Below are 24571 nucleotides of genomic sequence, written 5' to 3'. Positions count from 1 at the left end.
GGCTGGGGCGTCAGGGCCAGCCGACGGCGGCGAGGTCCACCCGGCCGTTGCGCACCGGGACGCCCTCGGCGGCCAGCAACTCCAGCTGCCGCACGCGCACGGGCTCGGCGACGGTGCCGTCGGCGCGGACCACCCGGTACCAGGGGACGGCGCCCCCGCCCTGGGACAGCGCGCGCGCCACCCGCCGCGGCCCGACGCCGACCATCCGCCCGATCGCGCCGTAGGTGCTGACCCGGCCGGGCGGGATCTCCTCGACGGCGTCGAACACCTCCTCGTCGACGTCCTCCCGCGACACGGAGGCGCCCGGGGACGGCTGTCCTCCGGGCGCCTCCGACATCACAGCCGGTAGCTGCTGTTGGCCACCCACCACCGGTAGAGGGCGGCGAGGTCCTCCTGCGTGGTGCCCGGAGCCGCGACGACGCCCTCGACGAGTGCGGCGTCATCGGTCCAGACGATGCCCACCCGGCCGTTCTCGGCGTCGATCGCGCAGGCGTAGGACCCGCTGCTGCTGGCCGACGTCCACACGCTCGTGCCCGTGCCGGTCGTGCAGTCCTGGCCCTGGGGCAGCTGCGGCGCACCGGCGGTGTCGGTGGCGAAGACGTCGTCCATCGTCACCTGGTCCGGGTACAGGAAGAACTCCCCCGCCTGCGGGACCGGCTGCGAGACGCTCCCGGTGCAGGCCACGTGCGCGATGTCGCCGTCACCGGCCAGCGGGGCCTCCGCACAGCCGGTGAGGTCCGGCGGGAGGATCGCGAGCAGGTCCCGGCCACCACCGGGCTGTGGCGGGCTCGGCGGGGGGCTGCTGGTCGACCGGGAGGGCGAGCTCGAGGAGCTGCTGGAGGGGGCAGTCGTGCTGTCGGCCGCCGGCGTGGGGTCGTCGTCTCCACCGAGGGTGAGGAACAGGATGGCGGCGAGACCGACGACCACGACCACCGCGGCGACGATGCCGACGACCAGGCCGCGCCTGCCCCTGCCGGGCGCCGGCCGGCCCGGCTGCCCGTAGGGGTCCGGCTGCCCGTAGGGGCCCGGCTGCGCGAACTGGCCGGGGGGCCCGTAGGGGCCCGGCTGGCCGTACGGACCCGGCTGCCCGTAGGGGCCGGGCTGGCCCGGCTGACCGTACGGACCCGGCTGACCGTACGGGCCGGGCGGGCCCGACTGCGCGGACTGACCCGGTTGGCCGTGCGGCGGCGGGCCCGGTTGGCCGTACGGCGGCTGGCCGTACTGACCGGGCTGGCCGTGCTGACCGGGCTGCCCCGGCTGCGGACCCTGAGGGGCACCGCCCGGCCCTCCCTGCGGCGGCCCCCAGCCACCCTGGCCCTGCGGCTGACCCCACCCACCCTGATCGGGAGGCTCGGAGCCGGGCGGGCCGTAGGGACCCTGGCCCGGGGGCGGCTGACTCATCGGCGGTACCTCCAGGTGGTCGTTGCCGCCCGCAGCCTAGGGGCGCTGCCGCCCGGTGGACCCCCGCGACGCTCTCCCCTCAGCCGCGCCGGCCGTACCGCGCCAGCAGCCGGCTCTGCGGATCGGCGGTGGCCGGCACGTCCAGCGGTGGGTCGATCAACCCCGGGATGCCGTCCTCCGGCAGCCGGTCGGCGACCACCAGACCGGCGGTGACCAGCACCGGGTCCAGCTCGGTGTCCCCGCCGGTGGCCCGGGCGAGGTCCCAGGAGTGCACCGTCAGGTCGGCGGTCATCTCCTCGATGTAGTGCGCCGCGAGCAGCGGTCCCCGGGCCAGGTGCACGGTGCGCAGCAGCGCGTGGTCCTCGGCGAACGCGGCGAGGGCGGCGTCGGCGGCACTCTCCCAACCGGTGAGGGGGTCGTCGCCGAGCAGGTCCGGCGTCGCGTCGGGGAACCGCCCGTCGATCAGGTCGAACGGCTCGCCGGCGAGCAGCGGCGGCGCCCACAGCGCCTCGTCGACCAGGTGGGCCACCAGGTCGGCGACGGTCCACCCCGGCAGGGCCGGGTCCTCCCACTGCCCCGGCTCCACCGCGTCGACCCGGTCGGTGAAGGAGGCCTGCGCCCGCTGGAAGAGCTCGATCAGTTCCGCGGGTGAGAATTCGGACACGCCGTCAGTAGACGCCACGAGGGCCCGGACCGCCCCTGCGGGGGCGGTCCGGGCCCTGGTGTCGTACCGCCACGGCCACCCTCCGGCGCCGGTCCCTGCAGGCCCTCCGCGAGCGTGCGGGCCGCGGGTGCAGGGGGTCTCCCACGAGGAGTGGGAGGGAGGGTGGTCCTGTCTCAGTAGGTGGGCAGCGCCTTGTCGATGCGCGTGGCCCACGCCGTCACGCCACCCTGGACGTGGACGGCGTCGGAGAACCCGGCGTTCTTGATCGCGGCGAGCACCTCGGCCGAGCGGACGCCGGTCTTGCAGTGCAGCACGATCGGCTTGTCCTGCGGCAGCTGGGACAGGGCCCGGCCGGAGAGGATCTCGTCCTTGGGGATGAGCTTCGCGCCCGGGATCGACACGATCTCGTACTCGTTGGGCTCACGGACGTCGATCAGCTCGAAGTCCTTGCCGGCGTCCATCATGTCCTTGAGCTCGTCGACGGTGATCGTCGAGCCCGCGGCGGCCTCCTGGGCCTCGACCGACACGACACCGCAGAAGGTCTCGTAGTCGATGAGCCCGGTGATCGGCTCGGCCTCCGGGTCCTTGCGCACCTTGATCGTGCGGAAGGTCATCTCCAGGGCGTCGTAGACCATGAGCCGGCCGAGCAGCGTCTCGCCGATGCCGGTGATGAGCTTGACCGCCTCGGTGGCCTGGATGGCCCCGATGGTCGCGCACAGGACGCCGAGCACGCCGCCCTCGGCGCAGCTGGGCACCATGCCGGGCGGCGGCGGCACCGGGTACAGGTCGCGGTAGTTCGGGCCGTGCTCGTCCCAGAAGACCGAGACCTGACCGTCGAAGCGGTAGATCGAGCCCCACACGTAGGGCTTGCCCAGCAGCACGCAGGCGTCGTTGACCAGGTAGCGCGTGGCGAAGTTGTCGGTGCCGTCGACGATCAGGTCGTACTGGCTGAAGATCTCCATCACGTTGTCGCTGTCCAGCCGCGTCTCGTGCAGGCGGACGTCGACCAGCGGGTTGATCTCCTTGATCGAGTCCCGCGCGCTCTCGGCCTTGGACCGGCCCACGTCGGACTGGCCGTGGATGATCTGCCGCTGCAGGTTGGACTCGTCGACCACGTCGAACTCGACGATGCCCAGCGTGCCGACGCCGGCCGCGGCCAGGTACATCAGCACGGGCGAGCCGAGGCCACCGGCGCCGACCGCCAGCACCTTGGCGTTCTTCAGCCGCTTCTGCCCGTCCATCCCGACGTCCGGGATGATCAGGTGCCGGCTGTACCGCCGGACCTCGTCGATCGACAGGTCGGCGGCAGGCTCCACCAGGGGTGGCAGGGACACGGGCTTGCTCCTCAGTCACTCGACAGCGACCCGCACGGGGCCGACGTTCGTCGGGACAACAGCCTGACACGCCCCCCTGATTCCCAGAGGGGGCGGTCGACGAGCGGGGGCCGGAGTCCCCCCGACGAGCGCGGGGACACGCTCGGCGGAGCGGGGGGAACGGCACCTGACCGCGGTGCGGTCCGGAGGACCGCGGTGTCAGGGCGCCGGAGGCGCGACTAGGGGTGCGGCCAGGCGTTCTTGGTGCAGCCGTCCAGACCGAGGGTCTGCTGCTGCATCACCGGCGCCGGCCGGCCCGGGCCCGGGCACTGCTGGTGCCCGTTGCCCAACGCGTGGCCGACCTCGTGGTTGACCACGTACTGCCGGTAGGTCGGCACGTCGCCCTGGTAGTCGGGGACGGCGGTCTCCCAGCGGGCGAGGTTGATGACCGCACGGTCGCCGTACCGGCAGGAGGTGTACCCGCCGGTGCCGACCCCCGGGCAGTACCGCTCCATGTTGCCGGGGCTGATGAGGGTCACCTTGAAGTCGTACGCGCCTGCGGCGGCCTCGGCCGGCCCGACCCGCTGGAAGGACATCAGCCCGTTGTTGCCCCACGACCGGGGGTCGCCGAGCGTGCTCTCGACGGCGGCGGCGAAGGCGGCGCCGTCCACGCCGATGCCGTCCTCGACCTCGACGACGAACCGCTGCAGCGGCCCGGTGCCGTACACCGGGGAGGACCCGTCGACGACGGTCACCGTGCCCGCGCCCTGCTGGACGAAGCCGGTCTGCCCCGGGGGTGCGGGGGCGGTCTCGGTGGGCCCGGCGTCTCCCTGCGCGGTCGCCGTCGGCTCGACGGGCGCGGGTGCGGTGGTGGGTAGCGGCGCGGACGTGGCAGGGGTGTCCGCGGCCGCGGTCCCGGCGTCGGGGCGTGCCGTCGTCGTCCCGCCGCCGACCACCAGGTCGACGAGGGTGAGCACGGTGGCGACGGTGAGGATCGGGACCGCGTACGCCCGCCAGCCCCAGCGGCTCACGAAGCGGCGCAGGCGCCCGGCCGCACGGTGCGCCGGCGACCGGTCCCACGGGTGGCGGCCGGCCGCCGTCGGGGGGGCCGCCGGGGCGTCCCGGGGCACCCGGACCTCTCCGGTGCGCGGGCGCGGGCGGGGGGCCGGGCGCGCGGCGACCGGTTCGGACCGGCGGGTGCTGGGCGGCACACGGGGCAGCCCGCGCTGCGCGGCGTCGCCGTCCGGGAGCCGCCGCCGGGGGCCGGTGGCCGGCGGGTGCGGCCTCGGGTGTCCGCTCGCCCCACGGCCGGGAGGTGCGTCCGCGGAGCTCACCCGGCCAGGTTCTCACGGCCGGTCGGCGTGGCGGCAGACCTCACCGGCGACGGCGTGTGCCGGTCCGACCCGTCGCGGTGACGCCGGCCCGGCGCCCCGCGGCGGGGGCGCCCGCGACGTCCTCGGCCAGGGCGAGGACCGCCCGGGCCGTCGGCTCCGGCGCCTCCATCATCGCCACGTGCCCGACCCCCTCCAGGACGAGCAACCGGCCGTCGGGGACGGCGGCGGCCAGCCGTGGTCCGAGCGCCGGGTCGACGAGCCGGTCGCGGTCCCCCCAGACGACGAGCGTCGGCAGGCGCAGGGAGCGGGCGGCGCGCCAGGCGTTGGCCGCCCCCACCCGCAGGTAGGAGGTGATCAGCCCGCGCATGCTGCGGGTCAGCGCGCGCACCGCCCACGGCTGTCCCGCGCGCTCGCGCATCTCCTCGAGCGCCTGTTCCAGCCGCGCCCGGGGGATCCGGCGGGGGTCGCCGAAGCACATCTGCACCATGCCGCGGACCTGCTGCTCCGGGGGGACGCCGGACATCCGGCGCTCGGCGATCGTCGGGACGCCGGGCAGCAGGAGCAACAGGAGGGCCCGGCTGAACGCCGGCGGCACCCGGTAGACCGGCATGGCCGGGGAGACCAGCGTCAGGGAGGCCACCAGGTCGGGCCGGCGGGCGGCCACCAGGAGCGCCGCCAGGCCCCCGAGGGAGTTGCCGACGAGGTGCACCGGCCGGCCCGCCGCCTCACCCGGCTCGGCGACGATCCGCTCGAGGAGGTCGATGACGGCCAGCACGTGGCCGCGCATGGAGTACGAGGAGCGGGCCGGGGGGTGCGACCGGCCGAAGCCCGGCAGGTCGATGGCCCACCCGTCGAAGCGGACGGCGAGCAGTGCGGCGAGGTCGGTCCAGTTGGTCGACGCGCCGCCGAGGCCGTGCACGTAGAGGGCGCGCTCCCGCGGCGCGCCGTCCGGGGCGGCGTCGGCCGGGCCGCTCCACGGCGTGCGCCGCACGAAGACCTCCCCGCCGCGCACCGCCACCGGCTCCCCGGGCCAGGGCGGGGGCACGTCGGCCACCGAGGGCAGCGCCGCACCCGACAGCCGGGCGGTGCGGACGGCGGCCGGTGCGGGGCCGGTGCCGGGCGCCTGGGTCACCCGCCGAAGGTAGGTCAGGCTGGTCCACGGCGCGCGAGACGGTGACCCGCCGGTAACATCCGGGCGTCATGTCGCTGCCCCGGTCCACCGCCTCGACCGCCCGCCGCTCGTCGCGTCTCCCGCGTGGAGCGCGACGTCTGCAGCTGCTGGCGGCCGCGCAGGAGGTGTTCGTCGCCCAGGGGTTCCACGCCGCGGCGATGGACGACATCGCCGACCGGGCCGGAGTCAGCAAGCCGGTGCTCTACCAGCACTTCCCCGGCAAGCGGGAGCTGTACCTGGCCCTGCTCGAGCAGCAGGTCACCGCCCTCACCGACCACGTGCGCGAGGCGATGGAGGGCACCGACGACAACCGCACCCGGGTGAACGGGGCGGTCGGCGCCTACTTCGACTTCATCAACGCCGAGGGTGCCGCCTTCCGGCTGGTGTTCGAGTCCGACCTGCGCAACGACGACGACGTGCGCGAGCTGGCCGACCGCGGCCACCACGCCTGCGTCGAGGCGATCGCGGAGGTCATCGAGGCCGACACCGGGCTGGACCGGGAGCGCTCGCTGCTGCTGGCCTCGGGGATGACCGGGCTGGCCGAGACCAGCGCCCGGTGGTGGCTGCCGCGCAAGGGCACGGTCTCCCGCGACGAGGCGGTGGCCCTGATGACGGCGCTGTCGTGGCGCGGCATCTCCGGGTTCCCCCGGGTCGAGGGCGGGGAGACACCGGCCCCCTGAGGGCCGGCCCGGTTCGCTGAGGGCGCAGCCTCGCCGCAGGTCCGTGCCGCACCGCTGCACTAGCGTGGGTCGCAGCCGCGCAACTCGAGGAGGCATCCCCCCGTGGAAGTCAAGATCGGTGTCCAACACTCCCCCCGGGAGCTGGTCATCGACAGCCCCCAGACCCCTGACGAGATCGCTGCCGAGGTGGCCAAGGCCATGTCCGGCGCCACGAAGGACGGCCTGCTGACGCTGGTCGACGACCGGGGCCGGCGGGTGCTGGTGCCCGTCGACCGCATCGCCTACGTGGAGATCGCCCAGGCCGACCAGCGCCGGGTGGGCTTCATCGCCGGCGGCTGACCGCCGGTCCTCCCCGGGGCGTCTCCGCACTGCGGAGGCGCCCCGTCGGCGTTCTCAGGGGGTCAGGTCCACGACCGTGCGCCAGGCCTCCGGTGGTCCCGCGGTCTCGGCCACCAGCTCCTCGTAGAGCGTGGCCACGCGGTCGGGGTGGATCTGCCGGTCCTCGCCCACCAGCCCCCGGATGGTGACCGTCGCGACGTGGATGCCCTCGGGCGCCAGTGCGCGCGCCTGCACCTCCGCCAGCGCCCGGAGCGCCGCCTTCTGGACACCCAGGGTGGCCATCGAGGTGAGGGGCCGGTCCGCCGAGCCCCCGCCGGTGACCAGGACGGTGCCCGAGCCGCGCTCCCGCATCCCCGGCAGCACCGCCCGGACGGCGGTCTGGAGCGCGACCGCACCGGCGGCCAGGTCGGCCAGCAGGTCCTCGGGAGCCAGCTCCGGCACGGTCACGTGCCGGCCGACCGAGACGTTGAAGAGCAGCACATCGGCGGGGCCGAAGGTCTCCACCAGCAGCTCGACGGACGCCGCCAGCGATGCGGGGTCGGCCGCCTCCGCGGGGGCCCGCCCAGCGAGGACGCCGGAACGGGCCAGGTCGGACTGGAGCTGCGCCAGCGCCTGCTCCCGTCGCCCGACCAGGCCGACGGCGTACCCCTGGGCGCCGAACCGTCGGGCAGTGGCGGCGGAGATGCCGGGGCCGGCCCCCACCACGAGCAGATGCCGCACGAGACTCCCGTCAGGGGTTGAGGCCGAGGGTCTTCATCCGCTCGGTGTGGGCCGCGGTGATCCGGTCGATGAGCCGGCCCAGGCCGGCGAGGTCCCCGGTCCCCTCCATGATCAGGCGCGCGAGGTCGTCGCGCTCGGCGATGACCGCCTGCGACTGGGTGATGGCCTCGCCCACGAGGCGCCGTCCCCACAGCGCGAGCCGGCCGGCGACGGTGCGGTGCGCGGCGATCGCGGCCCGGACCTCGCGGACGGCGAAGTCGGCGTGCCCGGTGTCGGCGAGGACGTCGAGGATGAGCCCCCGGTCCGGCTCCGGCAGGAAGGTCGCGATCTCCCGGTAGAAATCGGCGGCCAGGCCGTCCCCGACGTAGGCCTTGACCAGCCCCTCCAGCCAGGTGCGGGGCCGGGTGCTCTCGTGGAAGGCGTCCAGCGCGGCGACGAACGGCGTCATGGCGGCGACCGGGTCGGCCCCCAGCTCGGTGAGGCGGGCGGTCAGCCGGGTGTGGTGCCCGATCTCCGCGGCGGCCATCTGCGCCAGCGCCGCGCGCCCGGTGAGGGTGGGCGCCAGCCGCGCGTCCTCGGCCAGACGGTCGAAGGCAGTCAGCTCCGCGTAGGCGAGCACTCCCAACAGGTCGACGACGGCGCGACGGTCGACCGACGTCACGGGCAGCTCCAGGGCTCGGCGGCACGGTGCGCGCCTGACCCGGAGGGGTGGGCCGGGGGCTCCGGGCAGCGCGGCGCGGAGAGGCTAACCGGTGCGCGCGCTACGATGGGAATCGGCGAGCCGCTCGGTTCGCTTGTGTATCTGTGCGCTGACGACCGCTGGACGACGCCCTCAGGGCCGTCTCCCGGGCCGACACCCACCGTGAGGCCCGGTTTCCGCTGGCCGCGTCGGCGCTGGAACTGATCCCGCGACAACCGACCGGGACAGGTGCGGCGCGGCAGACGCCCCGGACCTGCTCCCCCAGCAGACCAGAGGCGAGAGCACTGACCTCCATCGACGACACCACCCCCGGCCCCGACCTCGAGCACGCCGAGACCGGCGCCCCCGATCCCGAGCAGCTCGAGCAGGCGGCCGAGGAGCTCGGCGGCGCGCCCGTCGCCGAGGACGCCCCGCTGTTCAGCGACTTCGACGTCCACCCCGACGTGGTGGCGGCGCTGGCCGAGGCGGGCATCACCCGCACCTTCGCCATCCAGGAGCTCACCCTCCCGCTGGCGCTGGCGGGCAACGACCTGATCGGCCAGGCCCGCACCGGCACCGGCAAGACCCTCGGTTTCGGCGTCCCCCTGCTGCAGCGCGTCGTCCCGGCGGCCGAGGGCGGCGACGGGGTCCCGCAGGCGCTGGTCGTCGTCCCCACCCGTGAGCTGTGCGTCCAGGTCGCCCGCGACCTCGGCACCGCCGGTGCCAGGCGCGGCATCCGCGTGCAGGCCATCTACGGCGGGCGCGCCTACGAGCCGCAGGTCCAGGCGCTGCAGGGCGGCGTCGAGGTCGTCGTCGGCACGCCCGGCCGGCTGCTGGACCTCGCCGAGCAGGGCCACCTGGTCCTGGGCAAGGTCCGCGTGCTGGTGCTCGACGAGGCCGACGAGATGCTCGACCTGGGCTTCCTGCCCGACATCGAGCGGATCCTCGGCATGGTCCCGGACCAGCGGCAGACGATGCTGTTCTCCGCGACGATGCCCGGCCCCATCGTGAACCTGGCGCGGGCGTTCATGACCCAGCCGACGCACATCCGCGCCCACGGCAACGACGAGGGCTCGACCGTCCCGCAGACGACGCAGTTCGTCTACCGCGCGCACAACCTCGACAAGCCGGAGCTGCTCGCCCGCGTGCTGCAGGCCCGCGGCCGCGGCCTGGTCATGGTGTTCTGCCGGACCAAGCGGACCGCGCAGAAGGTCGCCGACGAGCTGGTCGAGCGCGGCTTCGCGGCCGCCGCCGTGCACGGTGACCTCGGCCAGGGCGCCCGCGAGCAGGCGCTGCGCGCCTTCCGCAGCGGCAAGGTCGACGTCCTGGTCGCCACCGACGTCGCCGCCCGCGGCATCGACGTCACCGGCGTCAGCCACGTCGTGAACTACCAGTGCCCCGAGGACGAGAAGACCTACGTGCACCGGATCGGCCGCACCGGCCGCGCCGGGCAGACCGGCGTCGCCGTCACCCTCGTCGACTGGGACGACATCCCGCGCTGGCAGCTGATCAACAAGGCGCTGGACCTGGACTTCACCGACCCCCCGGAGACGTACTCCACCTCGCCGTGGGTCTACACCGACCTCGACGTGCCGGAGGGCGCGACCGGGCGCCTGCCGCGGGCGCAGCGGACCCGCGAGGGCCTGGGTGCCGAGACCCTCGAGGACCTCGGCGAGACGGGCAAGCGCACCCGCTCCGGCGGTCGCGGTCCCGCCCGCGAGGACGAGGAGAAGCCGGCGGCCGCCCGCTCGAACCGTCCGCGTCGTCGCACCCGTGGCGGCGGTGCGGCCGGTGCCGCTGCCTCGACCGGGGCCGCCGCGACCGCGGAGGCCCCGGCGGGCGAGGCCCCGGCGTCCGGTGAGGCGGGCCGGCCCCGCCGTCGCCGCCGTCGCCGGGGTGGCGCCGACCGCGGCTCGGCCGAGCCCGCCGCCTGATCCGCCGCGCGTGGCTCTCCTGCGCCGCCCGCCCCTGAGGGTGTGGGTCTGGACGGCGGCCACGCTGGCGCTGGTCGTCGTCGCCGCCCTGCTGTGGCGGGGCTCCGACGCGGCCGCCACCGAGAGCACGACCGCCGATCCGGCCGGCGTCCCCGCGGGGACGCCGGCCGGTGCCGTCTCCGCGGCCTGGACCTCCGGGACGACGAGCGCGGACGGCGCCGCCCGCGCAGCGGTGCACGGAGGCCGCGTGCTGGTCGGCGAGGAGCACGGGGTCCGGGCGCTCGACGTGGCGACCGGTGAGGAGGCCTGGCGCTACACCCGGGCCAACGCCGTCCTGTGCGACTGGACGCTGGTCGGCGGGCGGGTGGTCGCCGTCTTCCGCACCGAGGACCGCTGCGACGAGGCCGTGGCCCTGTTCGCCGACACCGGGGTGCGGGCGTGGACGCGCAACACCGACCTGCGCGCGGACATGACGCTGCACAGCACCGACGGGATCGTCCTGGCCGCGAGCCCCACCGGCGTGGTGACCCTCGACCCGGTCGGGGACAACATCCGCTGGCGCCAGGCCGCGACGGCCGGCTGCCGGCTGCTCGACGCCGACGTCGGGGAAGCCGGGGTCGTCGTCGTGCAGCGGTGCGCGGAGGCGCTGCAGCTGCGCCTGTTCGACGGCTACGACGGCAGCCCGCGGTGGACCCGCGACCTGGCCGGTGCGACGGCGACGCTGGCCGGGGTGGACCGGACCGTGGTCCTCGCCGGGGACGACGGGGTGCACCTGCACGCCGGCGCCGACGGCACCCCCCTGGGCGGCGCCCTGCGCGGCGCGGTCGAGGGGACCGTGACCGCCCGGGGCATCGGGGACGCCCTGGTCGTGCTGGCCGACGGCACGCTGACCGCCCTGGACCAGGCCACCGGCGAACCGCTCTGGGCCACCCCGGCCACGGGGCTGCCGACGGGGCCGGCCGTCCCGGAGTCGCCGACCGGGGGGATCCCGGTCCCGGTTCCGCAGGACGGCGCCGTCGTCGTCCGCGACCTCCCCACCGGGGCGGAGCTGGGTCGCTCGGACGTCGCGGGGCTGCGGCCGGGCGGGCTGACGACGCTCGCCGGACCGGTGGTCGTCCTGCAGCTGCCCGACCGGGTGATCGCCTTCCGCTGATCCCGGGGCGGCACCCGGCCCGGTGCCGGGGTTGACTGGGGGTCATGGTGATGCCCGGCGGCCCCGACCCCAGCGATCCCCTCTCCATCGCCCCGGGCGACCTGCGGCAGCTGGCCGAGCACGACGCGCGACACCGCACCTTCTCCGGCGGGGCAGGGCCCCTGACCGCCCTGGACACCGGTGGGGACGGCGCGCACGGCACCGTCCTCATGGTCGCCGGCTACACGGGCAGCAAGGAGGACTTCGCGCCGCTGCTGCGCCCGCTGTGTGCCGCCGGGCTGCGGGTCGTCGCGCTCGACCAGCGAGGTCAGTTCGAGTCGCCCGGACCGGACGACCCCTCCCGCTACACCGTCGCCGAGCTGGCGGCCGACCTGGTCGCCGTGGCCCGGCAGCTGCGCGCCGAGGCCGTCGGCACGCTGCACCTGGTCGGCCACAGCTTCGGCGGGCTGGTCTGCCGCGCCGCCGTCCTCGCCGACCCGGCGGCGTTCGACTCGCTGACGCTGCTCGGCTCCGGGCCCTCGCGGCTGGTCGGCCCGCGGGCCGCCCTGCTCGACCACCTCTCCCCGCTGCTGGAGGCCGGAGGGGTGCCCCTGGTGCAGGAGGCCCTCGACCAGCTGGCCATGACCGACCCGAGGGCGCAGGAGGTGCCCGCCCCCACCCGCGAGTTCCTCGACCGCCGGTTCCTGGCCAACACCGCCGCCGGCCTGCGCGGCATGGCCGACGCGATGACCACCGAGCCCGACCGGGTCGCCGAACTCGCCGCGACCGGCGTCCCGGTCCTGGTCGCGCACGGGGTCGCCGACGACGCGTGGACGCCGGCCGCCCAGGCGGACATGGCCCGACGGCTGGGTGCCCGGTACGAGGTCATCCCGGGGTCCGTCCACTCCCCCGCCATCGAGAACCCGCCGCGGACGCTGGAGGTCCTGCGGGAGTTCTGGGCGTCCGTCACGGCCCGCGCCGGCGACGGCCGGGACGCCCCGGTGTCGTCGTGACCCCCGCGGAGCGGTCGTGAACCCCTCCGCGCGGGACTGGACGCCCGAGGAGGACCTGCTCGGGTTCTTCGGCCCCGACAGCGTCACCTGGCGGGTGCACGCCGACCCCGTCTTCTCCGTCGGTGGCCTGCGGGCCCTGCTGCTGCAGGCGCTGCACCCCGTCGCGATGAACGGTGTCGCCACCTTCTCGGAGGGCTTCCGCACCGGCCCGTGGCCGCGGTTGGTGCGCACCGCCGCCTACGTCGACACCCTGACCTTCGGCACCCGGCGCGAGGCGGTGCGCGCCGTGCGCCGCGTGCAGGGCATCCACCGGCGACTGGCCGGCGTGGAGCCGACCAGCGGGCGCGCCTACCGCGTCGACGACCCGGACCTGCTGTTGTGGGTGCACTGCTGCGAGGTGGACTCCCTGCTGGACGCCGCCCGCCGGACCGGGGTGGTCCGCAGCGGCGCCGAGGCCGACCGCTACGTCGCCGAGCAGGTGACCGCCGCCGTCCTGGTCGGGTGCACCGAGGCCGACGTGCCGCGCAGCGTCGCCGAACTGGCCGGCTACTTCGCCGCCGTGCGCCCGTCGCTGGCGCTGACGCCGGCGGCTCGGGACGCGATGCGGCTGGTGGTGGCGCCGCCCATGCCGGCGTGGGTGCGGTGGCTCACCCCGGCCCGCCCGGCATGGGGCACCCTGGCGTCGCTGGCGGTCGCCACGCTGCCCCGATGGGCCCGGCGGATGTACTCGCTGCCCGGGCTCGGCGTGACCGACGCGGCGGCGACGGCGGCCCTGCGGGCGTTCCGCCAAACTGTGCTGAGGCTGCCGCAGCGGGCCCGGCGCTCCCCGATCGTCTGGGCCGGCATCGACCGGGTCGCGCAGGCGGCGCCGGTCAGCGCGTGAGCTCGTCGTCCTCGGGCAGGAAGCTCCACGTCTCCCTCGGCGGGGTGGCCGCCCGACCGACCGGGCAGCTGGGCCGGAAGTCGCACCAGCTGCACTGCCGGCCGGGGACCGCGGGGAACGCGACGTCCCGGTCCTCCCCCGCATCGACCGCGGCGGTGGCCCGGGCGATGTCCTCGGCGATGTCCTCCGCCCGCCGGACGTGGTTGGCCAGCGACCGGTCGGTGTGCTCGAAGGAGGCCACCGTGCCGCTGGGCAGGTGGTGCAGCTCCACCCGGCTGCAGGGTCGGCGCAGGGTGCGGCGCACCCCCAGCACGTAGGCGGCCAGGGCGGGTGAGCCGCGGGCCTCGTCGTCGGTGGAGACCGCCCGGCCGGTCTTGTAGTCCACGACCACCAACTCGTCGCCGCGCTGGTCGATGCGGTCGACCCGGCCCGACAGGGCCAACCGCTCGGTGGTGGCGGCCACGTGCCGCTCAGTGCCGACCGGCTCGTCGGTCGGGTCGAGCCCGGTCACGTAGTCGGTCAGCCAGCCGGCTGCCCGAGCCCGCCACCGGTCGGCCTGCTCGGCGTCGCGGAAGCCCGCCGTCGACCAGACCGAGTAGAGCAGCTGCCGGGCCGCCGCCGGCATCCGCTTCGGCACCGGGAGCTCCCACCAGGAGCGCAGCGCGGCGTGCACCGCCGATCCGACGCTGTTGTGCGCCCACGCCGGCCCCTTGGGCGGGGCGGGCCGGTCGAGGTAGGCGTGCCGGTACCGGCGCGGGCAGTCGGCGAAGGCGGCGAGCTTGCTCGGCGTGGCCGGGAACAGCCGCCGGGGCATGCCCGGCATCTCCAGCTGCGCGCCTCCCATACCCGCCACGCTAACCGCGGAGACCGACGGTCGGTGCGTGTCAGTCCCGGTACGGCGCGGCGCCGGTGCCGGCGGCCAGCAGCGCCTCCAGCTGGTCGGGTGCGGTGGTGCAGGCGGCGATCGGTGTCGTCTTGTTGGTGCCGTGGTAGTCGCTGGAGCCGGTCACCAGCAGCTCGAGGTCGGCGGCCAGTCCGCGCAGGTGCGCCCGTTCCTCCACGTCGTGGTCGGGGTGGTCGACCTCCAGGCCCAGCAGCCCGGCCGCGACCATCACCGCGATGGCCTCGTCGCCCACCACCCGGCCCCGCTTGGTGGCCAGGCCGTGCGCGAAGACCGGCACGCCCCCGGCGGCGCGGACCATCGCGATCCCGTGGAGCACGTCGGTGTCGGCCTTGGCCACGTAGTAGGGGCTGCGGTGGTGCAGCAGCGTGGCGAAGGCGTGGTCCACCGACTCGACGACCCCCGCCTCGACCAGGGCCCGGGCGACGTGCGGGCGGCCGACCACGCCGCCGGCCGAGCGCTCCACGATCTCGGCCCACGCCACGGGGTAGCCGGCCGCGGCCAGGGCGGTGACGATCCGTTCCCCGCGGCCGAGCCGCTCCGTGCGCAACCGCGCCCGCTCCTCGGCCAGCGCGGGGTGCGCGGGGTCGAACAGGTAGGCCAGCAGGTGCACGCTGATCGGCGGCGCCTCGGCGGGGAACCAGCGGCAGGACAGCTCCATGCCCGGGACGACGGTCAACCCCGCGGGCCGCGCCGCCTCGGCAGCCGCCCAGCCACCGGTGGTGTCGTGGTCGGTGAGCGCGACGACGTCGAGGCCGGCGGCGTGCGCCGTCGCGAGCAGCTCGGCGGGGCTCTCGGTGCCGTCGGAGACCGACGAGTGGGTGTGGAGGTCGATCCGCATCACGGTCAGCCTGCCGCACCCGCGCCGTGACCGCCGGTGGGCCTGCCGCTCACCGTCGTCGTCCGGCGACCCGCCAGGCGCGCGGACGCCGGCGGATCGGCTGGGTGTCCCGGTTCCCGCCGTCCGGCCCCGGGCGCAGCGGGGGCCGCTTCCGGCGTGGCTCGGGATTGCCCTCGTCGTCCCCCGAGTCCGCGCCGTCGCTGCCGAACAGCAGGTTGCTCACCTTCCGGTAGAGGAGGTCGGCGCGCGGCAGGTAGGTGATCTCCGACAGCGCCTGCTGCTGCCCCGCGGACTCGAAGCGGAAGGTGCCGTAGCCGAGCAGCTGACCGAACAGCGTCTCCTTGTACGTCAGGTCGGTGATGCGGCGCAGCGGCAGCAGCGCGACCGTGCGCACGATGAGGCCGCTGGTCAGCAGCACGCGGCGGTTGGTGACGATGAAGTGCCGCATCCACCACTCCGCGACCCGCAGGCCCAGGTACACGACGGCAGCCACGAGCACGAGGAAGCCGGCGGTCGTGGAGACCTCGTTGTCGCGGTCGGCCACCAGCAGCCACAGGCCCAGCGCGAGGAAGGGGACGGTCTTGACGCCGGGCTCGATGAGCACCGCCCAGTGCCGGCGGGTGGCGATGACCGGGGGCTGCTCGTGCGGCAGCAGGTACTTCTCGGCGTCCTTGCTCCACCGTGGCCGCCGGCCGTCGGACGGCGGTCGGGTGCCTGCCGGGCCGGTCATGCCCTGCGGCTAGACCAGCGACCCGACGAAGGCCGCTAGCGACGACGCCGCGTCACCGAGGGCCTGTCCGGCCGTCCGGACGATCTCGGCCGAGTTCTCCGGCGCCTGGATCACGTAGAAGACCACGAAGGCGACGACCAGCCAGGTGAGGACCTTCTTGAGGTTCACCGTCACCTCCCGGTGCGTGTTCGGGGCGTGCGGACGATGGTGTCCCCACGGCGAGCACCATGGGTAACACACGTCCCAGGACTCACTCCCGGGACACGCCGCCGGGATGGCCGGACCGGTGCGGTCCGGTCCGTCACGTTCCCGGCAGCAGGTGCTCGCTGGGTGGCCCGAGCGGCAGATCGGGGTAGAGCCGCTCGCGCAGGTCGAGGAGTGTGAGCCGCTCGGCCAGCAGCCAGGCGGCGGACATCGGCCACATGACCAGCCACAACCACACGCCGTAGGCCTCCCCCACGAAGGCGGCGCGGTCGTCGGAGGTCGGCACCGCCCACAGGGGCGCGCGTTGCCCGGCGGCCTCGACGTCGGCCGAGGACGGCCCGGAGATCACGTCGCCCGGGTCGAGTCCGGGCAGCCCGGCGTAGCCGCACCCCACCCCGGTACCCGGTTCCTCGGCCACGAGCACCAGTTCGGCCGACCCGCCCAGGGGCGCCGGGCCGGCGCAGTCGACGACGATCGCGCGAGCGCCCGGCTCACCACCCCAGGCCAGGCCCGTCACCGCCCAGCCGGGCGGCATGGGGTCGGGCACCCACGCAGGTACGCGGGCGTCCGCGGTGACCGCGGCGATGGCGTCGTGGCCGACCAGCAGCGTGTGGTGCAGCGGCGTCACCGCGCCGTGCACGTGACACCAGGCCTGACCGGAGTTCCCGGGGCGGACGACCAACTGCTCGCCGCAGCGGGGACAGACCGTGGTGGCAGTCATCGGGCATCACCGTCCTGTGACCGACGGGGTTCGTCAAGCGCAGGGAGCGGTGCCGCCTGCGTACCGTGCCGGGCATGCCGTCCGGCCCCGATCCCGCGCCGCGGGTCGTCGCCTGCGTGGGTGCGGTGGTCCACGACGGGCAGGGCCGGCTGCTGCTCATCCGCCGTGGGCACGAGCCGAGTCGCGGCCGGTGGTCGGTGCCGGGCGGTCGGGTCGAGGCCGGGGAGTCGCCCCAGGCCGCCGTGGAGCGGGAGGTGCTGGAGGAGACGGGGCTGCGGGTGCGGGCCGGGGCTCCGGTCGGCCGCGTCGAGATCCCCGGGCCCGGGGTCCGCTACGACGTCCTCGACCTCGCCTGCACCCTGCTGGACCCAGGCGTCGTCCCCGTGGCCGGGGACGACGCCGACGCGGTCGCCTTCGTCTCCGCGGCCGAGCTGGAGCGCCTGCCCTGCACCCCCCACCTGGTCGAGACGCTGCGCGGGTGGGGCGTGCTCCCGACCTGAGCCCGGGGGTGCGTGGTCAGCGCGGCAGCGGCTCCGGGCGACCGGGCTGCTCGCCACCACGGATCTCCCCGTAGGAACGCTTGGGCACCATGACCCTGCGCCGGAAGATGCAGACGACCGTGCCGTCCTGCTTGTACCCGATGGTCTCCACGTACACGACACCACGGTCGTCCTTCGACTTCGACTCGGTCTTGTCCAGCACCGTCGTCTCGCCGTAGACGGTGTCGCCGTGGAAGGTCGGCGCCACGTGCCGCAGCGACTCGATCTCGAGGTTGGCGATCGCCTTGCCCGACACGTCCGGGACGCTCATGCCGAGCAGCAGCGAGTAGATGTAGTTGCCGACGACGACGTTCTTGCCGAAGTCGGTGGTCCCCGCCGCGTAGTGGCTGTCCAGGTGCAGCGGGTGGTGGTTCATCGTGATGAGGCAGAACAGGTGGTCGTCGTACTCGGTGACGGTCTTGCCGGGCCAGTGCTTGTAGACGGCCCCGACCTCGAACTCCTCGTAGTAGCGACCGAACTGCATGTTCTGGCTCCCGGTGTCGACGCTGACGGCGGGGCACGGACGACCAGCAGGCCGGCCCACACGACCCGGCGGGCCAGTTGCCCACCACGCGGCGTCGGTGACCCATCTGGACGGGCGCCGATCCTACGATGCCCGGGTGCCACCGGTTCCCCCCGTTCGTGACCCCGGGGAGACCGGCGTCGTGCCCCTCTCCCCGACCGGCCGGGCCACCCGGCTGGCCGCCACGGCCGCCGTTCTCGTGGTGCTGCTGGCCGGCACGGTGTGGGGCACCGACGCGGACTTCCCGTTCGGCCCGTTCCGCATGTACTCGACGCGCGCCGACCCCGACCGCCCGGTCGTGTCGACCCGCGTGGTCGGGTTGACCGCCGGCGGCGAGGAGGTCCGCCTGTCCGGCGGTGAGGTCGGCCTGCGCCGCGCGGAGTTCGAAGGACAGCTCCCCCGCCTGGTGGACCAGCCGGAGCTCCTGACCCTGCTCGCCGAGACCTACGCCGACCACCACCCCGCCGCCGAGCCCCTCGTGGAGGTGCAAGTCGTGCAGCGCCGATACGAGCTCGTGGACGGTCGGCGGACCGGCGAGGTCACCGACAGCGTCCTCGTGGCCCAAGAGCTGGAGGGCGCGCCGTGAGCGGCACCCCGTCGGCCGGAGCGCGGCCCGATGAGGCCCGGTCGTCGTCCGGCGAGGCACCGGTGCGGCCGTCCGGCTGGTGGTTCCGGCCGGTGCCGCTGGCCCGCATCGCGGTCTTCCGGACCATCGCGTACCTGTTCGTCCCGGTCGACGTCTTCCTGACCACGGCATGGGTGCGCGCGCACGCCGACGTCCCGACCGAGTACTACCAGCCCCTCACGATCGGCCAGTTGCTGCCGCTGCCGACGCCGACCTCCACGGTGGTGCACGTCGTCCAGTGGGCGCTGGTGCTCGCGGCGCTCGCGGCGGCCACCGGCCGGGCGCCCCGTCTCCTGGGCACCGCGGTGTTCCTCCTCTACTTCGAGTGGATGGTCATCGCGATGAGCTACGGGAAGGTGGACCACGACCGGATCGCCTACCTCGTGGCGCTCGCCGTGCTGCCCACCATCGGGCGGGCCCGGTGGCGGGACCGGCGCACCTCTGAGGCGGCCGGCTGGGCCATGGCGGCGGTCCTCGTCACCGTCATGCTCACCTACTTCCTCGCCGCATGGGCCAAGATGCGCTTCGGCGGCTGGGACTGGGCCACCGGGTCGACGCTGGCGCGGGCCATCGTGCGCCGGGGCACGGTGCTGTCGGACTGGACCCTCGAGGTCCCCGGGCTGCTCGTGGCCGCCCAGTGGGCGATGCTCGTGCTCGAGCTCGCGGCGCCGCTGATGCTCCTCGTGTGGTCCGACCGCGCCCGGGTCGCGCTGGTGGTCTTCCTGCTCGGCTTCCACCTGGCGGTGTTCGCCAGCGTGAAGATCATCTTCCTGCCGCACTGCGTGGCGATCCTGTCGGTCCTGCCGTGGGAGCGGCTGCCCGACGCGGCCCGGCGGCTGCGCGAGCGGACCGCCCGTCGTCGCCCCGCCACGGTGCAGCCGGCCGGAGCCGCGCCACCGGGCTGACCTCCTCGGCGGCCGGCCTCACAGCAGGGCACCGATCCGGGCTGCCATGTCGGCCTCGTGCTGCTGGTAGGACACGGCGACGCTGTCGAGCAGGCTGCCCATGCCGGTGAGCGCGTCACTCACCCCCTGCGCGCTGAGCCGCCACTGCTCGTAGAGCTCGGTGAACCGCAGAGCGGCCTGGCTGTCGGTCCACCCGTCCAGCACCGAGGCGTTGACACTGCTGGACAGGCCCGCGTGGCGCGCGGCGGTGTCCGACGCCTCGGCCCGGCACTGCCCGGCCATCGACTGCAGGGTGGCGATGTCGACCTTCACGGTTCCTCCTCGGTCCGGGCCCCTCCCGGTCGCTGAGCACGCTAGGAGCGGCGGGTGCGCAGCCGTGTCCCGTCGTCCACAGCCGGACCTGCCGTCCACAGATCCCGATCGGGGCGCCCGCCGCGGCCGACGGCCGGTCACGGTCCTCGCGTGCCCGCCTCGCTCCCTCCCCCGCCGCGTACCGCCCGTTGCTGGACCGTCGTCACGCCCGGGGGTGCGGTGGACGTGGAGGTCACGGCGTCCGACGACGAACGGCTGGATGCGGTGCTGCCCCGGCTGGCGGGGGCGCTGGGGCTGCCGGCCACCGACCTCTGGTCCGGATCCACGCGCCTGCCCGTCGCCCTGCCGCTGACCGACCCCGCGGTGGTCCACGGCGCCGTGCTGGGCCTGGGCCACCCCGGCCCGCGGCCGGGGGACGGCGAGCGGTCCAGCGCGCTGGAGCTGCACGTCGTCGGCGGGCCGGAAGCGGGCACCGTGCTGCCCCTCCACCGCGGGCGGCACGTGCTCGGTCGCGGCGGCGCCGCCGACATCGCGCTGGCCGACCCGGACGTCTCCCGGCGGCACCTGCTCCTCGAGGTGGGCGCCGGCGAGCTCACCGTGGCCGACCTGTCCTCGACGAACGGCAGCCGACTCGACGACGACCACCTCGACGACCGGCCCCACACCTGGCCGGCCGGCTCGGTCGTCCGGGTGGGCGCCAGCACCCTGGCCTCGGCCGGGGCCGGGGGCCTCCGGGGCACGGTGCATGCGGCACCCGGCGGCCGGCTCCAGCTGCGCACGCCGCCGCGCATGGACCCGCCCCGTCCTGAGGTCGAGGTGGTGTTCCCCGCTGCACCCACCGCCGTGCCGCGGCGTCGGCTGGCCTGGGTGGCCCTCGCGCTCCCGGCTCTCGGCGGGGTGGTTCTCGCCTGGCTGCTGGGCGCTCCCCACTTCCTCTTCTTCGCCCTGCTCAGCCCCGTGGTGGCGGTGGGCACCTGGCTCTCCGACCGGTGGACGGGGCGCCGCAGCCGGCGGCGGACGGCCGCGGCGCACGCCGCGGAGGAGGAGCGGGCCGAGACCCGCCTGCGCGCGGCGCTGCGCACCGACGCGCGCGCGGCACGGGCAGCCAACCCCGACCTCGCCACGCTCACCAGGGCCGCACGGCGCCGGGCCGCTCCCCTCTGGCAGCGCCGGCGCGGGGACGGCGACGCACTGACGGTGCGCCTCGGCAACGGCGTCGGCGCCTCCGCCGTCACGTGCGTGCAGGCCGAGGGGACGCGGGCGCGACAGTCCACCGCACACCTGCCGGTCGTCGTCGCGCTCGACGCCACCGGCGGGCTGGCCGTCAGCGGGCCGCGGTCGCACGTCGTCGGGGTCCTGTCCGGCATCGTCGCGCAACTGGTCGCGCTGCACGCCCCCGGTGAGGTCGATCTCGTCCTGCTCGCCAGCCGGGCGCACCTACCGGCCTGGTCGTGGCTCCGCTGGCTCCCACACCTGCAGCCCGGCAGCGTGCACGTCGCCCCCGACGCCGGTGACGTGGACGATGCCGCGCTCGCCGGCTGGCTGACCGCCACCACGGCACGGCGGCGAGCCGCCGCCGGGAGCGTCGGGGCCGCCGCGCGGAGCGCGGGCCCCGACAGGCAGGCCGGCTGGCTCGTGGTCCTCCTGGACCGTCCGGCCGGCCCGCGGCTGTCGGCTGCGCTGCGTGCGGGGCGTGACGCGGGAGTGGTCACGCTGACCTGTGGGCCGTCCCTGCAGCGGCTGTCCGCGGCGCCCGACGCGGTGCTGGAGCTGGCTGGAGAGACCGGGGACGCCGCCACGCTGCACCGCGCCGGGGCGGTCCAGCAGGACGGGATCACCGTCGACCGCCTCCCGGCGCCGGTGGCCGAGGCGCTGGCCCGGGACCTCGCCCCGCTCGCGTCACCCCTCGCCGCGGGCAGCCTCCCCCGGCAGGTCCGGCTGGTCCACCTCCCCGAGAGCGGTCTGAGGATCGGCGCCGACGGGGGGTTGACCGGGCGGTGGCCCCGCTCCCGCGACCGCCTCGTCGCTCCCCTCGGCCGCGCCGTCGAGGATGCGGTGACCGTCGACCTGTGCCGCCAGGGACCCCACGCGCTCGTCGCCGGGACGACCGGCTCGGGCAAGTCAGAGCTGCTGCAGACGCTGATCGCCGGCCTGGCGCTCAACCACCCGCCGGACCGCTGCTCGTTCCTGCTGGTCGACTACAAGGGGGGCGCGGCCTTCGCCGAGGCCGCCGCTCTGCCGCACACGGTGGGTCTCCTCACCGACCTCGACGGCGTCACGACTGCCCGGGCGCTGCGCTCCCTCACCGCCGAGCTGACCCGCCGCGAGGCACTGCTGGCCACGCACTGCGCGTCGGACATCGCGGCGCTGCCGGACGACGTCGCGCTGGCACGCCTGGTCATCGTCGTGGACGAGTTCGCCGGCCTGGCCGAGGAGCTGCCCACGTTCGTGACCGGCCTGGTCGGGATCGCCCAGCGCGGTCGCTCTCTGGGGGTGCACCTGGTCCTGGCCACCCAACGGCCGGGTGGCGTGGTGTCCCCGGAGATCCGGGCCAACTGCACGCTGCGGATCTGTCTGCGCACCACCGACGAGGCCGACTCCCGGGACGTGCTCGGCACTGCCTCCGCCGCCCACCTGCCCACGGACGCCCCCGGTCGCGCCTACCTGCGTGTGGGGGGCGGTCCACCGGTCCTCTTCCAGGCAGCCCGGGTCGCGGGGACGGCACCGGCCGGGGACGACCGCGGACCCCGGGTGCGCCTGTGGGACTGGCCGCTGTCGCGATCCGCGGCCGAGGACGCCCCGTCGGAGGCCGACACCGACCTGGCCCGACTGACCGAGGTGCTGGGCCGGCACGCGACGGCGTCGGGGGCTCCCCGGTCGCACCGGCCCTGGTGCCCGCCGCTGCCTGACGTGGTCCGCGCCGAGGACCTCCCACCGGACGTGCCCGACGAGGTGACCCCCGGAACGGACGCACGGGGACCGGGACGCCGCCGGCTGCGCATCGGCCTGCTCGACCGGCCCGACGCCCAGGCGCAGGGCCCCCTCTGCCTGGACCTCGATCGCGGTGGCGGGTGGCTCGCCGTCGGCGGGGCGCGCAGCGGCCGGACAACCTTCCTGCGCACCGCGCTGATGGAGGCGGTGGCGACCTGCTCCCCCGACGAGTTGCACGTCCACGTGCTCGATCACGGCGGTGGCGCGCTCGCGGCCGAAGCGGCGGAGCTACCGCACACCGGGACGGCGGTCGGCGGCTCGGACGCGTTGCGCACCGTGCGGCTGCTCGACCGCCTCGCACAGGAGGTGGCCGCCCGCCGGGCCGCTGCGCCATCAGCAGGGACGCCGCGCCTGCTCCTGCTGCTCGACGGGGTCGAGGAACTCAGCGGCCTGCTCGACGAGGCAGACCCCGCCACCGGCTCGGCGGGGCTGTTGCGCCTCGTGCGGGACGGGGCAGCAGCCGGGCTCACCTGCCTGCTGACGGCCACGCGCGCCGTCCCGGGCGGTCGCCTGGCCGGTGCCGTCGGCACGCGGCTGGTCCTGCCGCTGGCGGACCGGGCGGACTACGCGGTCGCGGGCATCCCGGCCCGCGACGTCCCCGACCACCGGCCTCCAGGACGCGCCCTGCTGGGCGGGGAGGGCCTGGTGTGCCAGGTGGCGCTGCCCCGCGCGCTGCCGCCCGCAACCGCGTGGGCGCCGGCCGCACCGGCGCGTCGACCCGTGACGATCCCGGAACTGCCGGCCGCGCCCGTGCTGCCCCCGTCCCGAGGAGCCGGTGGCCGGGCCACTCTGCGGCTGCCCGTGGGGCCGGGCGGTGACGAGGGCTCGGTCCTGGAGGTCGACCTGGCCGACGCCGGCGGGATGCTGGTCGTCGGCTCCCCGGGGAGCGGGCGCAGCACCACGCTGGACGGATGCGCCGCCCACCTCGCCGCCGGTGGGGTGCCCGTCCTGCGCATCGTCCGCGTCGCTCCGGAGCCGTCGGCGGGACCGACGACGTGGGTGCAGTGCACCGACGTGGACGGCTGGCGGTCATGGGCGGCGTCGCTCGGGAGCGCGACCGGCGCGGTCATCGTCGACGACCTGGGCACGGTCGCCGATTCCCCCGTCGTCACCGCGTTCGGCACCGACGAGATGGCCGGGCGGGTGGTCCTCCTGGCGGCCGGGACCGCGCCGGAGCTGGCGGCCGTGTACCGGGGCCCGGTCACCGGGCTGCGGCGGCGCCGCAGCGGGCTGCTGCTGTGCCCGGGCCCCGGCGACGCCGACCTGCTCGGCATCCGGCTCCCGCGGACGGCGGTCCCCCGCCGTCCCGGCTCCGGGTGGCTGGTCACCGCCGGCGTACCGCAGCGGGTGCAGGTCGCCCGCGTACGCGCAGCCGTCCAGCCGGCCGCGGGCGCCGCGCCCCGGCCGGTGCCGGTGGCCCGGTGAGCGGCGTGACCGGACCGGGGTCAGAGCAGTTCGAGCGCCGTGCCGATCTCCTGGGTGGCGTACCAGGCGAGTTCGTGACCCTCGGCCTGGTCGACGACGAACTGCGCGTCCTCGCTGCCCAGGTCCGCCTCGAGGACGACGGCGACCGCGGCCCGCACGTCGTCCTCCGCGTCGGCACCGTCGATGTGGGCGCTGGCGACATCCCGCAGGGCGATGTCCCCGGTGACCCGTACGGCGCCGTGCTCGGTGTCGGGGTCGTCGATCGCGTCGACCGCCGAGTCGGCGACGTCGGCGGCAAGGACCACGCGGCGGCGGACCGCGCCCGGGTCGACGTCGAGCAGACGCAGGCTGGCCCGAGCTGCGCCCAGGAGGGCCGCGTACTCCAGCTCCTCCTCGTCGGCTCCCGCGTCGCTGATCGCGTAGAACTCACGCAGCCGCGGAGTCACCGCGAAAGCGGTGTGCGGGCCGGCCAGGCGACCGTCGTCCACGAGGGTCCGCAGGACGTTGGTCGTCGCAGGCAGATACACACGCACCGGGCTGACTCCTCTTCGCTGGCGGTCAGCGCGACGGTATCCCGGTGGTCGGCGGCGC

At 75.8% G+C, this 24571-nt stretch carries 26 protein-coding genes; 10 read left to right on the top strand and 16 right to left on the bottom strand.

Annotated features, from left to right (window positions below):
- Positions 1-10: 10 nt before the first annotated feature.
- From ACI78V_RS14030 to ACI78V_RS14005, 6 genes are all read right to left on the bottom strand, one after another.
- Complete coding sequence (locus ACI78V_RS14030; protein ID WP_456851707.1) at positions 11-295, bottom strand: MGMT family protein; 285 nt, start codon at positions 293-295, stop codon at positions 11-13.
- 41 nt (positions 296-336) lie between these two features.
- Entirely contained in the window at positions 337-933 is a 597-nt protein-coding gene (locus ACI78V_RS14025) for a hypothetical protein (protein WP_456851705.1), read from the bottom strand.
- Positions 934-1480: 547 nt separating this feature from the next.
- A complete protein-coding gene (locus ACI78V_RS14020; protein WP_456851703.1) occupies positions 1481-2065 on the bottom strand; it encodes a TIGR03086 family metal-binding protein in 585 nt (194 codons plus the stop codon).
- 173 nt (positions 2066-2238) lie between these two features.
- Positions 2239-3399 carry an adenylyltransferase/sulfurtransferase MoeZ gene (gene moeZ, locus ACI78V_RS14015; RefSeq protein ID WP_456851700.1) on the bottom strand — a complete coding sequence of 387 codons (1161 nt, stop codon included), beginning with the start codon at positions 3397-3399 and terminating at the stop codon, positions 2239-2241.
- Positions 3400-3617: 218 nt separating this feature from the next.
- Entirely contained in the window at positions 3618-4508 is an 891-nt protein-coding gene (locus ACI78V_RS14010) for a DUF3152 domain-containing protein (protein WP_456851698.1), read from the bottom strand.
- Positions 4509-4752: 244 nt separating this feature from the next.
- On the bottom strand, positions 4753-5844 hold the full coding sequence (locus ACI78V_RS14005) for an alpha/beta fold hydrolase (RefSeq protein WP_456851696.1): 1092 nt from the start codon (positions 5842-5844) through the stop codon (positions 4753-4755).
- A gap of 68 nt (positions 5845-5912) precedes the next feature.
- Between ACI78V_RS14005 and ACI78V_RS14000 the strand changes: the two genes are divergently transcribed.
- Positions 5913-6563 (top strand): TetR/AcrR family transcriptional regulator, encoded by a 651-nt coding sequence (locus ACI78V_RS14000; RefSeq protein ID WP_456851694.1) that lies wholly within the window; start codon positions 5913-5915, stop codon positions 6561-6563.
- Between the two features lie 102 nt (positions 6564-6665).
- A complete protein-coding gene (locus tag ACI78V_RS13995; RefSeq protein WP_456851692.1) occupies positions 6666-6902 on the top strand; it encodes a DUF3107 domain-containing protein in 237 nt (78 codons plus the stop codon).
- 54 nt (positions 6903-6956) lie between these two features.
- On the opposite strand, the gene ACI78V_RS13990 is transcribed toward ACI78V_RS13995, so the two are convergent.
- Both ACI78V_RS13990 and ACI78V_RS13985 read right to left on the bottom strand, forming a co-directional pair.
- Positions 6957-7622 (bottom strand): SDR family NAD(P)-dependent oxidoreductase, encoded by a 666-nt coding sequence (locus ACI78V_RS13990; protein ID WP_456851690.1) that lies wholly within the window; start codon positions 7620-7622, stop codon positions 6957-6959.
- Between the two features lie 10 nt (positions 7623-7632).
- A complete protein-coding gene (locus ACI78V_RS13985) occupies positions 7633-8283 on the bottom strand; it encodes a ferritin-like fold-containing protein (protein ID WP_456851688.1) in 651 nt (216 codons plus the stop codon).
- A gap of 485 nt (positions 8284-8768) precedes the next feature.
- On the opposite strand from ACI78V_RS13985, the gene ACI78V_RS13980 reads away from it, so the two are divergent.
- The 4 genes from ACI78V_RS13980 to ACI78V_RS13965 are packed head-to-tail and all read left to right on the top strand — an operon-like array spanning position 8769 to position 13263.
- Positions 8769-10235 carry a DEAD/DEAH box helicase gene (locus ACI78V_RS13980; RefSeq protein ID WP_456851686.1) on the top strand — a complete coding sequence of 489 codons (1467 nt, stop codon included), beginning with the start codon at positions 8769-8771 and terminating at the stop codon, positions 10233-10235.
- Between the two features lie 10 nt (positions 10236-10245).
- Positions 10246-11388 (top strand): outer membrane protein assembly factor BamB family protein, encoded by a 1143-nt coding sequence (locus ACI78V_RS13975; RefSeq protein WP_456851684.1) that lies wholly within the window; start codon positions 10246-10248, stop codon positions 11386-11388.
- A 44-nt stretch (positions 11389-11432) separates the two neighbouring features.
- On the top strand, positions 11433-12380 hold the full coding sequence (locus ACI78V_RS13970) for an alpha/beta fold hydrolase (RefSeq protein ID WP_456851683.1): 948 nt from the start codon (positions 11433-11435) through the stop codon (positions 12378-12380).
- Between the two features lie 16 nt (positions 12381-12396).
- Positions 12397-13263, top strand: a complete 867-nt coding sequence (locus tag ACI78V_RS13965) for an oxygenase MpaB family protein (protein WP_456851681.1) — start codon at positions 12397-12399, stop codon at positions 13261-13263.
- Here ACI78V_RS13965 and ACI78V_RS13960 read toward each other — a convergent pair.
- From ACI78V_RS13960 to ACI78V_RS13940, 5 genes are all read right to left on the bottom strand, one after another.
- Entirely contained in the window at positions 13253-14107 is an 855-nt protein-coding gene (locus ACI78V_RS13960) for a RecB family exonuclease (protein ID WP_456851679.1), read from the bottom strand. The two genes, ACI78V_RS13965 and ACI78V_RS13960, sit on opposite strands and share 11 nt — an antisense overlap.
- Positions 14108-14147: 40 nt before the next feature.
- Positions 14148-15005, bottom strand: a complete 858-nt coding sequence (locus ACI78V_RS13955) for a PHP domain-containing protein (protein ID WP_456851677.1) — start codon at positions 15003-15005, stop codon at positions 14148-14150.
- 49 nt (positions 15006-15054) lie between these two features.
- Positions 15055-15735: a PH domain-containing protein gene (locus ACI78V_RS13950; RefSeq protein WP_456851675.1), complete on the bottom strand. Its 681-nt coding sequence runs from the start codon at positions 15733-15735 to the stop codon at positions 15055-15057.
- 9 nt (positions 15736-15744) lie between these two features.
- Positions 15745-15903, bottom strand: a complete 159-nt coding sequence (locus ACI78V_RS13945; RefSeq protein ID WP_456851673.1) for a hypothetical protein — start codon at positions 15901-15903, stop codon at positions 15745-15747.
- Between the two features lie 133 nt (positions 15904-16036).
- Complete coding sequence (locus ACI78V_RS13940; RefSeq protein ID WP_456851671.1) at positions 16037-16660, bottom strand: DUF6758 family protein; 624 nt, start codon at positions 16658-16660, stop codon at positions 16037-16039.
- 74 nt (positions 16661-16734) lie between these two features.
- Here ACI78V_RS13940 and ACI78V_RS13935 point away from each other — a divergent pair, with 74 nt between their 5' ends.
- Positions 16735-17160 carry an NUDIX hydrolase gene (locus tag ACI78V_RS13935; protein WP_456851669.1) on the top strand — a complete coding sequence of 142 codons (426 nt, stop codon included), beginning with the start codon at positions 16735-16737 and terminating at the stop codon, positions 17158-17160.
- Positions 17161-17176: 16 nt separating this feature from the next.
- On the opposite strand, the gene ACI78V_RS13930 is transcribed toward ACI78V_RS13935, so the two are convergent.
- Entirely contained in the window at positions 17177-17683 is a 507-nt protein-coding gene (locus tag ACI78V_RS13930; RefSeq protein WP_456851667.1) for a MaoC family dehydratase, read from the bottom strand.
- 181 nt (positions 17684-17864) lie between these two features.
- On the opposite strand from ACI78V_RS13930, the gene ACI78V_RS13925 reads away from it, so the two are divergent.
- Positions 17865-18308, top strand: coding sequence for a hypothetical protein (locus ACI78V_RS13925; protein WP_456851665.1), 444 nt, complete (start codon positions 17865-17867; stop codon positions 18306-18308).
- Positions 18305-19252, top strand: coding sequence for an HTTM domain-containing protein (locus tag ACI78V_RS13920; protein ID WP_456851663.1), 948 nt, complete (start codon positions 18305-18307; stop codon positions 19250-19252). The genes ACI78V_RS13925 and ACI78V_RS13920 overlap by 4 nt, the downstream gene beginning before the upstream one ends.
- A gap of 18 nt (positions 19253-19270) precedes the next feature.
- Here the strand turns inward: ACI78V_RS13920 and ACI78V_RS13915 are convergent, their stop codons facing one another.
- A complete protein-coding gene (locus ACI78V_RS13915) occupies positions 19271-19564 on the bottom strand; it encodes a WXG100 family type VII secretion target (RefSeq protein WP_456851662.1) in 294 nt (97 codons plus the stop codon).
- 150 nt (positions 19565-19714) lie between these two features.
- Between ACI78V_RS13915 and ACI78V_RS13910 the strand changes: the two genes are divergently transcribed.
- Positions 19715-23980, top strand: a complete 4266-nt coding sequence (locus ACI78V_RS13910; protein WP_456851660.1) for an FtsK/SpoIIIE domain-containing protein — start codon at positions 19715-19717, stop codon at positions 23978-23980.
- A 20-nt stretch (positions 23981-24000) separates the two neighbouring features.
- On the opposite strand, the gene ACI78V_RS13905 is transcribed toward ACI78V_RS13910, so the two are convergent.
- A complete protein-coding gene (locus ACI78V_RS13905) occupies positions 24001-24513 on the bottom strand; it encodes a DUF6912 family protein (protein ID WP_456851658.1) in 513 nt (170 codons plus the stop codon).
- Positions 24514-24571 lie beyond the last annotated feature (58 nt).

The sequence above is a fragment of the Geodermatophilus sp. SYSU D00742 genome (assembly GCF_054049935.1).
This window is presented reverse-complemented; position numbering and strand designations above follow the sequence as displayed.